5 protein-coding genes are annotated in these 16,452 nt (G+C 40.9%); all 5 read left to right on the forward strand.

The window, feature by feature from the left end:
- The first annotated feature begins 470 nt into the window (after positions 1 to 470).
- Positions 471 to 3,980, forward strand: a complete 3,510-nt coding sequence (locus Xbud_RS13565; protein ID WP_099136564.1) for a non-ribosomal peptide synthetase — start codon at positions 471 to 473, stop codon at positions 3,978 to 3,980.
- The gene (locus Xbud_RS13570) at positions 3,977 to 8,680 is read left to right on the forward strand and encodes a non-ribosomal peptide synthetase (RefSeq protein WP_244589958.1); all 4,704 of its coding nucleotides are present in this window, start codon (positions 3,977 to 3,979) and stop codon (positions 8,678 to 8,680) included. Before Xbud_RS13565 ends, Xbud_RS13570 begins: the two co-directional genes overlap by 4 nt.
- Positions 8,677 to 14,688, forward strand: coding sequence for a non-ribosomal peptide synthetase (locus Xbud_RS13575; RefSeq protein ID WP_099136565.1), 6,012 nt, complete (start codon positions 8,677 to 8,679; stop codon positions 14,686 to 14,688). Before Xbud_RS13570 ends, Xbud_RS13575 begins: the two co-directional genes overlap by 4 nt.
- Before the next feature lie 342 nt (positions 14,689 to 15,030).
- The gene (locus Xbud_RS13580; RefSeq protein ID WP_099136566.1) at positions 15,031 to 15,570 is read left to right on the forward strand and encodes a fimbrial protein; all 540 of its coding nucleotides are present in this window, start codon (positions 15,031 to 15,033) and stop codon (positions 15,568 to 15,570) included.
- Positions 15,571 to 15,701: 131 nt separating this feature from the next.
- Positions 15,702 to 16,373, forward strand: a complete 672-nt coding sequence (locus Xbud_RS13585; RefSeq protein ID WP_099136567.1) for a fimbrial biogenesis chaperone — start codon at positions 15,702 to 15,704, stop codon at positions 16,371 to 16,373.
- Positions 16,374 to 16,452 lie beyond the last annotated feature (79 nt).

Consider the following 16,452-nt stretch of genomic DNA (forward strand, 5'->3'; position numbering starts at 1 on the left):
GATGTAGATTAAATAAACATCACAATTCAAACCAGGTTATTACTGAAATTTACAGATGTTTTTCTCTGAATATCATTTGTTTTGATGTGAAGTTCATATTACACAACCATCAAAAAATCTTTATGTTTTTTTCATTATTTTGATAACTAAGTCAAACAATACCGCTAAGAATTTTCGATGTTCATATGTTAACATGGTTATTAATTGCTTTCATTTTACCATTTTAAACATTATGAATAATTATTTGGATAAAGATTTTAATGTTAAAATTAAATTCCTATCTTACCTGCCTCATTCAATATTTCAAAAAATATTTATTGCACGATATATGTTAAAACATCGAATTTTAACTATATAAAAACATATCTTACCCATTTCAAAAAATGATAAAGAAAATCATTAATAAATCTTTTTTTCGAAAGATTACTGAAATGTGCCTGAAAATTATTTTTATGTAAAAGGTGTTATATATGAAAAATGCAGCTAAAATTGTGAATGAGGCTTTAAATCAGGGAATTACTCTATTTGTTGCTGATAACCGTTTACAATACGAAACTAGCCGCGATAGTATTCCAGCAGAATTACTCAGTGAATGGAAACAACATAAACAGGAGTTGATCGATTTTCTGAGCCAGATCGATTCAAAAGAAGAAATTCAGACATATCTGTTACAGAATATTCAACGAGATGGTAATGCAGAACATTATCCACTCTCATTTGCTCAACAACGTTTGTGGTTTATCGACCAACTTACCGAAGGTAGTCCCCAATATAATTGTCCTGGCTATTTGAGATTGCGTGAATCACTCAATCTCAATGCTTTTAAAACCGCTGTAAAAGCATTGCTTGAACGCCATGAAGCATTACGTACCCATTTTAAAATTATTGATAATGAGCCACGGCAGGTTGTAACAAATTCCTATGATTTACCTATTACGCTGCACGACCTGACGGCGTTGTCTGAAGCTGAGCAGAAAAACGAAGTTAAACAACTTAGTAAAGAAGAAGATGACTTGGTTTTTAACCTCAGTACTGACTTGATGTTGCGTATGCGGTTGATAAAGCTGGCTGAAAATGATTATGTCATTATCTATACCATTCACCATATCGCCTGCGATAGTTGGTCAATAGAAATTTTTATCAATGAACTTATCACTTTATATCGTGCTTATAATAAAGGGGAAATAGCCCCATTATTGCCACTTAAAATCCAATATACCGATTATGCTCAATGGCAACGAAATTGGCTGCAAGGGGATATTCTGAAAAAACAACTGGATTATTGGCAAAACCAGTTATCAGGTATTTCTCCACTTCACCGTTTTCCACTGGATAACCCACGACCGGAGAAACAGAGTTTCGAAGGGAAGCTTAATGAGCAACGTATTTCAAAGGATTTGACTCAAGAAATCAGAGCATTATGTCACCAACATGAAGTCACTCTATTCATGTTTCTGGAGACAGCCTTTGCTGTATTGTTAGGTCGTTACAGTAATGAAAAAGACATTCTGGTCGGAACACCCCTTGCAGGGAGAATACACCATGATATTGAGCCTCTGATTGGTTTTTTTGTTAACTCTCTGGTGATCAGAACTGATTTATCTGGTCAGCCTACTTTCAGTGAGTTATTAAGGCAAAACAGTCGTACCATTCTGGATGCTTATGCACATCAAGATCTGCCATTTCAAATGCTGGTAGAGAAAATTAGCCCAGGAAGAAACTTAAATTATAACCCTATATTCCAAATCGCTTTTACTCTGGAGAATACTCAGCAAAGTACGACGTTAGCGCAGGACAATAATATTGAGATTGAAGAGCGCCTGCTTTTAAAAGTTCGATTTGATTTGGAAATTCATATTTATGAAGAAGAGGGAGGATTATCCCTTTTATGGGTTTATGACAGCAGCCTATTCAAAAATATTACTATCGAAAGATTACTCGCCAATTATGAAACTTTGCTTGCTAATATTGTTAGTGTGATGAAGCCACGTATCGGCTCAGATCTGATACACAAAGAACCCTCTGTCCATGACATTCCACTATTAGCAGAGGCTGAAATACACACTTTATTACATGAATGGAATGGGCCACAGGATCATAGCCAGCATGGCGGCTGTTTTCATGAACTGTTTGAAGAACAAGCTGCCCGACATCCTGAAAAAACATCCGTTGTTTTTGGCAACAATTCATTGAGTTATCAGGAGCTAAATAAACAAGCCAACCAACTTGCTCACTACTTGATAGAACAAAATATCAAACCAGAAACATTGGTTGCACTCTGTATTCCTCGTTCATTACGCGCTGTCGTAGCACTATTGGGGATTATTAAAGCAGGTGGAGCTTATCTGCCGTTAGATACCAGCTATCCAACATCCCGTCTCCAATATATGCTGGAACACAGCGAAGCTGAATTCATTCTGACCGAAACAAATCTGATAGAAAAACTCCCAATCAGCCAGCAGAAAGTTGTCTGTTTAGATGCTGATACAATACAGTCACAATTGCAGCCCATGCCTACGGGCAATATCGCTGAACGTCCATTTCCACTAACAGAAAATAATCTGGCTTACGTCATTTATACCTCCGGTTCTACTGGTAAACCGAAAGGGGTTATGTTGGAACATAAGGGGTGGGTCAACCTGGCACTTTCACAGGCGGGTTTATTTGGTGTTGATTCATATAGCCGGGGATTACAGTTCGCTTCCTGGAGTTTCGATGCCATGATCTTAGAAATATCTATGACACTGGCATATGGCGCAACACTGTATTTAATTTCAGAAACCCAACAGCATACCCCTGAATGGTTGGATGAACTCGTTGAAAAACATCAGATTACCCATGCTGTATTACCGCCTGCTTTGCTGCCTTACCTGGACTTTAACAAGTGGCGTTGTGTCTCAACTTTGCTTTTAGCGGGGGAAGCTGTACCACCACAAGTCGCGGTTCGTTGGTCACAGGACAGAAAACTGTTTAACGTATATGGCCCGACAGAGTGTACTGCCATTGTGACTTCTGGCTTATTAACTGATGACAAAATTACGATTGGGAAACCATTGCCTAATACCGTTATCCGTATTCTTGATCCATCAGGCAATCTAGTACCTATTGGTGTTGCGGGGGAATTATGTATTGGTGGCACCCAACTGGCACGCGGGTACTTGAATGCTTCTGAAACGAACGCAACGAAATTTATTACTGATTTGACAGAAAAATCCCAATCCCAACGTTTGTACCGAACGGGAGATTTAGCCCGTTGGTTGCCTGATGGTAGTGTGGAATATATTGGCCGGATTGACTCTCAAGTCAAGATTAGAGGATTCAGGATTGAGTTAGGAGAAATCGAAGCTGCACTGACCGGACATGACGCCTTAAGCAGCGCGGCGGTTATTACTTATGGGAACGATAAAGACAGAAGATTGATTGCCTATGTTTGTCCAACCGCAGATTGGTTGGGTGAAAGAGTTTTGCAAGTTAATACCGAAAACATCTCCCAATACTCAGCTATTAAAGCTGAACTTTCAGAACAACTCGAATCAGCACTGAAAAAACAATTACCAGAATACATGGTTCCAAGCCTTTATATTCCGTTAGAGCGAATGCCACTCACGTTAAATAATAAAGTGGATAAAAAAGCGTTGCCTACTCCAAATGAAAATGATTTCCGCCAACAAGATTATGTCGCGCCAAGAAATGAAATAGAGAAAAAGATCAGTCAATTATGGCAAGAGGTACTGGGTGTCAGTCAAGTCGGTATCCATGACAACTTTTTCGTACTGGGTGGTCACTCTCTTCAGGCAACCCGCCTTATCAGTTCAATACGTAATGATCTGAACATTGAAATACCATTGAGCAGTGTCTTTGAGCAGCCAACACTTGAGCGGTTATCACAAGAAGTCACGGTTTACCTGGTGAAAGAAAAAAGAAAATATTTCTACACTGAGCAAGAAATAACGAAAAAACTATTGGAAGGTGATATATGAAAAATGTAGCACAAATTATTAATGAAGCTTTAAATCAAGGGATCACTTTGTTTGTTATTGATAACAAACTGAAATACAAAACCAGCCGTGACAATATTCCACCAGGCTTGCTCAGTGAATGGAAACAACATAAACAAGAGTTGATTGATTTCCTGAATCAGATCGATTCAGAAGAGGACACGGACACTCACCGACTGCAAGATATTCCGCGTTATGACCGTGCGGAACATTATCCACTCTCATTTGCTCAGCAACGTTTGTGGTTAATTGATCAACTAACCGAAGGCAGCCCTCAGTATAACTGCACAGGTGATTTCAGGTTGAGAGAGCCACTCAATCTCAACGCTTTTGAGGCTGCTATAGCAACATTACTTGAACGCCATGAATCGCTGCGTACTTATTTCAAAATTATTGATAATGAACCACGGCAGATTATCACTACTTCCTATGATCTGCCTATTACAATGCATGATCTGTCCTCGTTGTCAGAATCTGAGAAGGAACAACAGGTTAAACAACTCGGTGAACAAGAGTCGAAACAAGTCGTTGACCTCAGCACTGACTTGATGCTGCGTATTCGGTTGCTAAAATTAACAGAGGATGATTATTTCATTCTCTATACGATTCATCATATCGCCTGTGATGGCTGGTCGCTGGCAATATTTATCAGTGAACTGCTCACATTATATCGTGCCTATTGTCAGGGCGAGGATAATCCTCTGCCACCATTAAAAGTTCAATATACCGATTATTCCCAATGGCAACGGGATTGGTTGCAAGGTGATATTCTGGAAAAACAACTGGATTATTGGCAAAACCAGTTATCAGGTATTTCACCACTTCACCGTTTTCCACTGGATAATCCACGCCCAGAAAAACAGAATTTTGAAGGGGATGTCCATCCACAGCGTATTTCAAAGGCTCTGACCCAAGAAATACGAGCACTGTGTGCCAAACATGAAGTGACGTTATTTATGTTTCTGGAAACGGCTTTTGCTGTGTTGTTGAGTCGTTACAGTAGTGAAAAGGATATTCTGGTTGGAATGCCACTTGCAGGACGAAGACACCGTGACACAGAGTCTTTGATTGGATTTTTCGTCAATTCACTGGTGATCAGAACGGATTTATCCGGTCAGCCTACATTCAGTGAACTATTAAAACAAAATAGTCGTACCATCCTGGATGCTTATGCACATCAAGACCTGCCTTTTGAGATGCTGGTAGAGAAAATCAGTCCAGAACGGAATTTAAATTATAATCCTATTTTCCAAATCATGTTTGCAGTACAGAATAATCAACGGGATACCACTCTGGAGCAGGATAGCATTGTCACATCTAAAGAACGTTCGCTTCTGACTATCCGATTTGATTTGGAAGTCCATATATATGAAGAAGACGAAGGTGAGTTATCCATTGGGTGGATCTCTGACACCAGCCTGTTCAGAAGTGCGACCATTAACAGATTAATCGCCAATTACGAGATCTTGCTGACCAATATTGTTGATGTGATGAAACATCATGCTGGCATCAGCGAGCCATCTGTCCATGACATTCCATTACTAGCAGATGCTGAGCGAAATACCTTACTATATGAATGGAGTGGGCCACAAGTTCCTTACCAGACCGGGAAATGTTTCCATGAACTCTTCGAAGATCAGGTATCACAACACCCTGAAAAAAATGCACTGATCTTTGATAATAACTCCCTAAACTATCAATCATTAAATGAACAAGCCAACCAATTGGCGCACTATCTGCTTGAACAGGGGATCAAACCGGACACATTAGTTGCCCTTTGCATACCACGATCATTACAGGCGGTTGTGGCGTTGTTGGGTATTCTTAAAGCGGGTGGGGCTTATTTACCGTTAGATCCCAGTTATCCGAAAGCCCGTCTCCAATATATGTTAGACCACAGTAAAGTAGAGTTCATTCTGACCGAAACTCACCTTGTTGAAAAACTCCCAATCAGCCAGCAGAAAGTCATCTGTTTGGATACCGAGACAATACAGTCACAGCTGCAATACATGCCCACAGATAATATTACTGAGCGTCCACTCCCGCTCACGGAAAATCATCTGGCTTATGTGATTTATACTTCTGGCTCTACCGGCAAACCGAAAGGGGTGATGCTGGAACATAAAGGGTGGGTTAATCTGGCATTTTCGCAAGCAGATTTATTTGGCATTGACTCACATTGCCGGGGATTGCAGTTTGCCTCCTGGAGTTTTGACGCCATGATCTTAGAGATGTCCATGACATTAGCCTATGGCGCAACACTGTATTTGATTTCAGAAACTCAACAGCGTTCCCCTGAATTGTTGGATGAAATCGTTGAAAAATATCAGATAACCCATGCTGTACTACCACCAGCACTGCTTCCTCATCTGAATTTTAACAAATGGCGTTCTGTCTCAACCTTGCTTCTGGCAGGTGAAGCAGTACCTCCACAGGTTGCTGTTCGCTGGTCACAGAATAGAAAACTGTTTAACGTATATGGCCCGACAGAATGTACATCCATTGTTACCACGGCTTTACTAACTGACGAACAGGTCACGATTGGAAAACCTTTACCTAACGTTGTGATGCGTATTCTTGATCCAGAAGGTAACTTGGCTCCGATGGGCGTTATCGGGGAACTGTATATCGGCGGTGTTCAGTTAGCACGCGGTTACCGAAACTCACCGGAAATCACGGCAAGGCAATTTATTTGTGATCCATTCAGTCCACATTCAACAGATGGCCGGGAAAACAGACTTTACCGAACTGGTGATTTAGTGCGCTGGACACCGGATGGTCAGTTGGAGTTTATCGGCCGTGTTGACTCTCAGGTTAAGATCCGTAGTCACCGCATAGAGTTGGGTGAAATAGAAACAGTTTTGTCCGGGCATGATGCTTTAAGTAGTGCTGTTGTTATCGCTTATGGTCAAGATGAAGAGAAAAAACTCATTGCGTATGTCTGCCCAAGTACAGGATGGTTAGGTGAAAAAGCCACTGAATTTAACGCAGGTAACGTTGAAAACTGGACAGAAATTTTTGATGAGCAGTATCGTCAACCCATAACGGAGAATACTCAGCAAGAAAATATAAGTGATTCAGTCGAATCAGGTAGTGATTTCAGTGGCTGGATGAACAGCTACACTAAACAGCCGATTGCTCTTGAACAGATGGAAGAGTGGTTAGCAGGAATAATGCACCGGATTAACGCCCTGAACCCTCATCGTTTACTGGAAATTGGTTGTGGTAGCGGATTACTGTTGTATCGCTATGCTGAGCGGTGTGAGTCAGTGGTGGCTACTGATATTTCGGCTGAGGTTCTGAACCGACACCAACATATTCTGCAACAACATGGCTGGTCACATGTGCAACTAAGAAGAGGAGACGCGCTCAACTTAGGAACATTACATGCTGACGAATTTGATACTGTCGTGATTAACTCCGTTGTCCAATATTTCCCCAATGTTCAATATCTGGAAAAAGTGCTTGAACAGCTAATGTCTGCGGTGACAGCAGGAGGAAAAATTCTGTTGGGTGACATTCGCAATTTAGATCTATTAACCGCCCATGCTACAGCGATAGAGCAAAGTCATCTTAACGGGCAGCGTATTCAGGTAGGGGTACTGGCGAACCGTATTCAGCGGCGTTTACAACAAGAACCAGAGTTCTTACTCAGTCCAACTTATTTTGCTCAATTACCGGAGCGTTATCCTGAAATCGGCCGGGTTGATATTCTGGTTAAACGTGGCATCGGTGATAATGAAATGCTGCGTTATCGTTACGATGTCATCTTACATAAAAGAAATGAAAATACCGAATCTTGTCATGAAATGCCACTAAATTGGCACAATTTCGATTCTTTTGAAAGTCTGGACAATTTGTTACAGATGGGCACAGAGGATACATTTGGTGTTTCAGGCTTTTCTAATGCCAAAGTTAAAGATGATCTTGCTTGGGCAGAAGGGCTGCGTCACTGGTCAGCCAATCAGATGATAACACCACCAGAAAATGCCGGCAGTTTCTCCCCACAGGCATCAAAACAGGTTCAGGAGTTTGAATCTTTACTGCAATATGCTGAACAATGTGGTTATCAATGTGGTGTGACTTGGTCACAACAGCAACCTGATTTACTGGATGTGATTTTCAGCCGCGGAGAGTTACCACCAGTACAGGCACGTACCGGCTACAATCAAAACCATTTAGCTAACTATCCGCAAATTTCGGCCATTAGCGGAGAACTTTCAGAATTACTCGAATCTGCACTGAAACAACAACTGCCAGAATATATGGTTCCTGGTCTTTATATCCCGCTGGAGCGTATGCCACTCACGTTAAATAATAAAGTGGATAAAAAAGCGCTACCGATCCCAAATGAAGACGATTTACGCCGACAAAACTATGTGGCACCAAGAAATGAAATAGAAATTAAAATCGGTCAGTTATGGAAACGTTTGCTGAACGTCAGTCAAGTCGGCATTTATGACAATTTCTTCACATTGGGGGGGCATTCACTTCAGGCAACTCGTCTTATTAGTTCAATACGCAACGAATTAGAAATAGAAGTTCCATTGAGAAGTGTTTTTGAACATCCAACACTTGAGCAATTATCACAAATTATCACTATTCACCTGATCAAAGAAAAAAGAAAACATTTCCAGGTTGGGCAAGAAACCGCACAAAAACTATTGAAAGGTGATATATGAAAAATGCAGCGCGAATTGTCAATGAGGCTTTAAATCAGGGAATTACTCTGTTCGTTACTGATAATCGTTTACAATACGAGACCAGCCGCAGCAGTATTCCGCCAAAGTTGCTTAATGAATGGAAACAACATAAACAGGAGTTGATTGATTTTCTGAATCAGCTCGATTCAGAAGAGCAAACTCAGACGTATCACTTTTTGCAAGATATTCAGCGTGATGGCAAAGCAGAACATTATCCGCTTTCATTTGCTCAACAGCGCTTATGGTTTATTGATCAGCTGGATGGAGGCAGCCCCAAGTATAACTGTATGGGTGATTTCAGGCTGCCGGGAGCCATTAACATACAGGCGTTTGAGGCAACCGTTAAGTCATTACTTGAACGCCATGAAGTGTTGCGTACCCATTTTAAAACCATCAATAATGAGCCGCGGCAATTTATTGTCACTGATTATGATTTACCGATTACACACCATGATTTATCTGCGCTACCTGAAACCGAAAAAAATTATCAGTTAAAACAAATTGGTAAGGAAGAAGAGAGTTTGATTTTTAACCTTAGCACGGACCTGATGTTGCGCGTCCGGTTAATAAAATTGGCAGAAGATGATTATCTTATTATTTATACGGTTCATCATATTGCCTTCGATGGTTGGTCGCTGGCAATATTTCTCAATGAATTTTTCACGTTATACAAAGCTTATTGTCAGGGTAAAGCAAATCCGCTGCCGCCACTGAAAATTCAATATACCGATTATGCCCAATGGCAACAGGGCTGGTTGCAGGGTGATGTGCTGAAAAAACAACTGGCATACTGGCAGCATCAGCTAACTGGAATTTCGCCAGTTCATCGTGTGCCACTGGATAATCCACGGCCAGAGAAACAAAATATCGAAGGGTGTTTTCATACACAACGTATTTCTTCGCAGTTAACCCAAGCAATCAGGGGACTGTGTGTTAAGCATAACGTTACCTTATTCATGTTTCTGGAAACGGCTTTTACTGTATTGCTTAGCCGTTACAGTAATGAAAAAGACATTCTGGTTGGAACAGCAATTGCCGGCAGGCAACATCCTGATATTGAACCGTTGATCGGTTTTTTCGTCAATTCACTGGTTATCCGAACGGATTTATCTGGTCAGCCTACTTTTAGTCAACTCTTAAAACAAAACAGTCGTACTATTCTGGATGCCTACGAGCATCAAGATCTGCCATTTGAGTTGGTGGTAGAAAGGCTCAGCCCGGAACGAAGCTTAAATTATAATCCGATATTTCAGATCATGTTTGCAGTACAGAACAACCAACAGGATACAACGCTGGAACAGGATAATATTACTGACTTTGGGAGTGATTTACTTAAAACGACTCGATTTGATTTGGAAGTCCATGTTTATGAAGAAGAAAAAACAAACGAATTATCTATAGTCTGGGTCTCCGACACGATTCTGTTCAACAGTAGTACCGTTGAGAGATTCATTGCCAATTACGAAACTTTGCTTTCTGGTCTTGTTGAGGTGATGACAGATGATTCAATCAATAAAGAACCCTCTGTTCATGAACTCCCATTATTGGCAGAAGCTGAAAAACAGACCTTACTGCATGAATTAAACGGGCCACAGAACCACTACCCACCAGGACGTTGCTTCCATGAATTGTTTGAAGAACAGGTGGCACTGAATCCTGAAAAAACTGCGCTGGTTTTTGGTGATAGTACTTTAAGTTATCAGGCCGTTAATGCTCAGGCCAATCAATTGGCTCATTACCTGATTGAGCAAGGTATCCGGCCAGATATTCTGGTTGCAATTTGCCTTCCCCGGTCGTTACAAACGGTGATTGCACTGCTAGGCATTCTCAAAGCCGGCGGAGCTTATGTGCCGTTGGATGCCAGTTACCCGCAAGCCCGCCTGCAATACATGTTGGAGGACAGCGGGGCCGAATTTATTCTGACCGAAACAGCGCTGGTTGATAAATTACCCATCAGCCAACAACGCGTTATCTGTCTGGATACCGACGCGGTACAATTGCATGTGCAAAACCTGCCCACCGACAATATTGTTCATCGTCCGGCGCCCCTGACAGAAAATCATCTGGCCTATGTCATTTATACTTCGGGTTCTACCGGCCGGCCAAAAGGAGCCATGCTGGAGCATAAGGGTTGGGTGAATCTGGCACAGGCGCAAGCTATGTTATTTGGTGCGGATGCTGATATTCGCGGGTTGCAATTTGCTTCCTGGAGCTTCGACGCCGCAGTGTTGGAAATGGCAATGACTCTGGCCTATGGTGCCACGCTGTATTTGATTTCAGAAACACAGCGCCGTTCGCCTGAATGGCTGGATGAGATGGTTGAAAAATACCATATAACCCACGCTGTACTCCCGCCGGCGCTGTTGCCTCATCTGGATTTCAACAAATGGCGCACCGTTTCAACCTTGCTGTTGGCAGGGGAAGCGGTGGCACCACATATCGCCGCACAGTGGTCGCAGGGCAGAAAGCTGTTTAACGTTTATGGTCCGACAGAGTGTACTTCGATTGTGACTACCGCCTTATTAACGGCAGATAAGCGAGTGACGATTGGAAAACCGTTGCCGAATACCGTAATGCGTATCCTGAATTCCGACGGTAATCTGGTGCCTCTTGGGGCTATCGGGGAACTGCATATCGGCGGCATTCAACTGGCACGTGGTTACCGCAATGCACCGGATATCACGGAAAAACAGTTTATCCGAGATCCCTTCAGTATCAACCCAGACCGACTTTACTGTACGGGTGATTTAGTGCGCTGGACGCCGGAAGGTGAGCTGGAATTTATTGGCCGACTGGATGCGCAGATTAAAATTCGCAGCCATCGCATTGAATTGGGGGAAATTGAAACTGTTCTGGCGGGGCAGGAAATTTTAAGTAATGCTGCCGTGATCGCTGATGGTCATGACAGTGAAGACAGGAAACTCATTGCTTATGTTTGTCCGAGCACGAATTGGCTGGCAGAGAAAGCGGCCGCTTTTAATGTGGATTACCTTGAAAGCTGGACAGAGATCTTTGATGGTCAGTATCGGCAGGAGATAACAGAAAACTCTGCTATTGATGCTACCGATAAGAGCGATGACGATAGTGATTTTGGTGGCTGGATGAACAGTTATACCGAACAGCCGATTGTGTTGGAACAAATGGAAGAGTGGCGGACGGGAACCATGCAGAGGATTGAATCCCTGCACCCCCGCCGCTTATTAGAAATCGGCTGTGGATCTGGCTTATTGTTATATCGTTATGCTGAACGGTGCGAATCAGTATTGGCCACTGATATTTCAGCGGAAGTATTGGCTCGTCACCAGAAGATTTTGCAACAGCGTGGCTGGTCGCACGTAGAACTAAGAAGGGGAGATGCACTGAATTTAGGCACAATCACGCCTGATCAGTTCGATACCGTTGTGATTAATTCCGTTGTTCAATATTTTCCCAACATTCAATATCTGGAAAAAGTCATTACACAGTTATTGCCTGCGGTTGAAGCCGGGGGGAAAATTCTGCTGGGAGATATCCGTAACTTAGATTTGTTAACTGCACATGTAACGGCCATCGAGAAAAATCGCCTGAATGGGCAACGTATTTCGGTGGGTACATTGGCAAATCGCATTCAACGGCGTTTACAGCAAGAAAAAGAGTTTTTACTTAGCCCGAGTTATTTTGCACAATTGCCGATGCGTTACCCAGAAATTGGTAGAGTTGATATTTTGGTTAAACGTGGTGTTGGTGACAATGAAATGCTGCGCTATCGTTATGAAGTGATATTACATAAGTGCGATAAAAATGCGAAATTATGTTGCACTTTACCCATAACCTGGTGCAACTTCAATTCTATTGAAGCGCTTCGTAATGTGTTAGAGGCAGGCGAATGCGACACATTTGGCGTTTCCGGTATTCCTAATGCCCGCATCAAAGAGGATTTTGATTTAGCGGAAGGGCTACGTCATTGGCCATCTAATCAGATAGTTTTTCCATCAAAAGATACCAGCGGTTTTTCTCCAGAAGCAACAGAGCAAGTTTTGGCACTCGAATCTTTACTTCAATATGCGGAACAGTGCGGCTACCAGTGTGAGCTTACCTGGTCACAGCGGCAACCTGATTCATTGGATGTGATTTTCAGCCGTGGTGAATTACCTCAAATACAGGCACGCTCAGATTACAGCCAAACTCATTTGGCCAATTATCCGCAACTCCCTGCCATTGGTGGAGAACTTGCAGAGTTACTGGAATCTGCACTGAAAAAACAATTGCCTGAATATATGGTGCCCAGTCTTTATATCCCATTGGAGCGCATGCCACTGAATTTGAATAATAAAGTGGACAAAAAAGCGTTACCTATTCCGGATGAAAGTGATTTACGTCGTCAGACTTATATCGCACCGAGAGATGAAATCGAGGAAAAACTCTGTCAGTTGTGGCAAGAACATCTAAAAATCAATCAAATTGGTATTTATGATCATTTTTTCTCGCTTGGTGGTCATTCACTCTTGGCTGTTAAGATAACCGCTTCCATAAGAAATACTTTAACCAATAATTTCAGTATGCAGCAGTTATTTGCAAATCCAACCATTGCACAGGTTGCAAGTGTAATTCGTAACAGTTATAAGCACGAAATATCTGTACCGAAGACAATACACAATATATCTGATGGAAAAATACCTATTTCTTATAGTCAGAAACTGTTTTGGTATTTTGTTCAAGAAGGGTTATTGGAGGATAGTTTCCACGTACCAATTGCTTTGCTGATGGAGGGAGAACTGAATCATAGTGCGTTGGAAAAAAGTTTAAATACTATCTTAGAGCGACATGAAAGTTTACGTTTTAAGTTTTATAAAGAAAATGAGCAGATTTTCATGCAGCCTGATAACAATATGAAAATTAACCTGCAAGTTATCGAAGCATTACCAAGAGGAATAGAGAAAGAACAAATTATTATTGAAATTAACAAGCTCTGGCAAGAGAAATTAAGAACACCTTTTGATATTTATAGTGACCCACTAATCAGGACATTTTTACTGCCTGTTTCGGAAAAAATCACGGTGTTACTTATTGATATACATCACATAATTTCCGATGGATGGTCTATCAATATCATTATGAATGAGTTTAAACAGTTATATACGGCTTATTCTCGGGGGCAAGAAAATACGTTATCACCGGTTGCCATGCAATATTCTGGTTATGTTTATGACTTGCAAGAAATTCATACAACTGAGGCGGTTAAAAAACAGATTAAATTCTGGCAACAACAATTTTCCGAAGTTAGTATAGAACGTAATTTCCCCGTTCCTTTCAAACATCATCTGGCCTCAAAATATCGGCCTCACGCCCGACATATCAAAATACCTGATTCACTCGATAAAGCTGTTTCGCAATATTGTGAAACTCATAAGATCACGCCTTATATGTTATTTATGGCTTTATTCCACACTTGTCTTTTTATGTACTCCGGTGAATCACAACATATTGTTACCTCACCAAAAGCTGACCGTACTCGCATAGAAAGCCATCAAACAGTCGGGTTATTCTTAAGTGAATTAATAGTAAAATCGACCATCAGTAAGGAGATGAGCCTGCAAGAAATCATTAAGCAGGTTAGTCAATTTATTCATCGTGCCATAGAGAATTCAAATATCCACATGTCTGTCGTGATTGAAGCGGTGGGAGAAAAGGCGATGGATAATATATTTAAAGTTCTGTTTAACTATTTAGATGCGCAAAATCTCTACGATTTTATCGACATGTCTAAGAATGGAAAATTATCACTGCCAAATCTTGATGTGGAATTGATAGAGGCCCAAGTGATTCCTTTTGAATCACTTGGGATGAATCTCATATACATGCCACAAAATATCGTGTGTGATATCAATTACAATCCGGAGCTGTATACAGAAGAAGTTATTGATAATCTGGCTGAATATTATGAACGACTACTAAATATCATCGTATCCGGTCAAGAAAAAGAGAGTATCAGTCAGTTTTATGGCTAAATTTTCCTGAAAAATTAATAAATTAGCCTCATGGATGAGGCCAATAACGAATTTGGCGGTCAAAGTTGCCTCAGTCAGTTGTTAGCATTAATATATGCAATTGTGAATCATATGTAAAAATTCTTCTCTCGCTCGCTTCATTTTCCCTTGATTGATAAATCCTATCAATATATAGGCAATTGATCGTCAATACCGATCAAATTGTTGATCTTTTTTGATTCTTAAGGTAAATTTTTCTTCTTCGCACAGAAACTTGTGCCGGAAATTTTTTGTTATAACGTTTTATTATTTTGCGTTATACATAATAACTAGTTGTATATTATGAACATTATGGATATGTAAATGAAAAAGACTTTAGTTTCATCTTTTATTGCTGCAATATTGGTTTCAGTAAGCAATATTTCTTATGCGGCTCTTCCGGCAACAACGGGGACAGTAAAATTTGAGGGGAAGATTGTAGAATCAACCTGTACTATTGGTAGTGATTCTGACAATATTGTGGACATGGGGATATATCTCAAAAGCGGCATAGTAGGAACAAGTGGAACTGAAGTTCTGGGTAGCAAAAAGGATTTTAAGATCAAATTAACTGGGTGCCCTGTTACTGCACCTGTTTCAAGAATGGTGGTCACATTATCTGGGACGAATGATACCCATAATCCCAATCTATTAAAAATAGACTCGTCGGGTGCAGAAGGGATTGGCATCGGTGTTTACTCCAAAAGCAAACTGATAAATTTTTCTGCTCCTAAACTAGATGATATTAATATCAATAGTGCTGATATGGAAATACCTTTACAAGTGGCTTATGTATCTAATGGAGAGACCGTTACAGCCGGAAAGGCCAATTCCACACTTAGTTTTAGTATAGATTACAAATAAAAATCATTTCATTTATAAATATTTCTTTCCTGGCCGCAGAGGCATTTTTATGGCTGCGGCCGGGAGCTATTAACATCATAAGTAGTCATGTAATAATGAAAAATAAAATAAAAAGAATATTTACATCGTATATGCTAACGAAAAAAATAACGCTTATATGCTCATTGTTTTTTATATTTCCGTCCTGGGCGGGTGTAACCGTTGGTGGAACCCGTGTTATTTATAAAGGCAATAAAAAAGAAACTTCAATTTCAGTGAAAAACTCTGACGAAAGCCGGCCTTATTTAATTCAGTCTTTTATCAGTACTGATTCAAAGGGAGAAAAAGCCCCTTTTATTGTGACACCGCCGTTATTTCGTTTGGATGCTGGCAAGGAAAGTATTCTTCGTATTGTCCGTACCGGAGGTAATTTACCTGAGGATAGGGAATCGGTTTTTTACCTTAATGTGAAATCTATTCCTTCCGTACAAGAGAACGAACAGAATACTTTATTGATTACGGTGAAAACCCGAATCAAATTGTTTTATCGGCCTGAAGGCATTGAAGGTGATTCTGAAGAAGCTTATAAAATGCTGAAATTTCGTCGCATTGGTCACCAACTTGAGGTCAGAAACCCCAGTAATTATTACGTAACCATCGGGCAGCTTGAAGTGGCCGGAAAACCCCTGACGGGGACTGATATGATCGCTCCACAGGGCGTAGCGCATTTCGTCCTGCCATCTGAATCACCAGGCTTAGTTAGCTGGAATAGCATTAACAGTTATGGTGGTGTAAGCAAAGAGGTAATTAAAAACCTGCCTTAAAAAGAAGATGAAAGATAACAAAGATAAATATTGGGGACTAAAAATTATATTTATTAAATATAAAAAAAGTGGTAGCACA

It is taken from the genome of Xenorhabdus budapestensis, from assembly GCF_002632465.1.
Classification (GTDB): Bacteria; Pseudomonadota; Gammaproteobacteria; order Enterobacterales; family Enterobacteriaceae; genus Xenorhabdus; species Xenorhabdus budapestensis.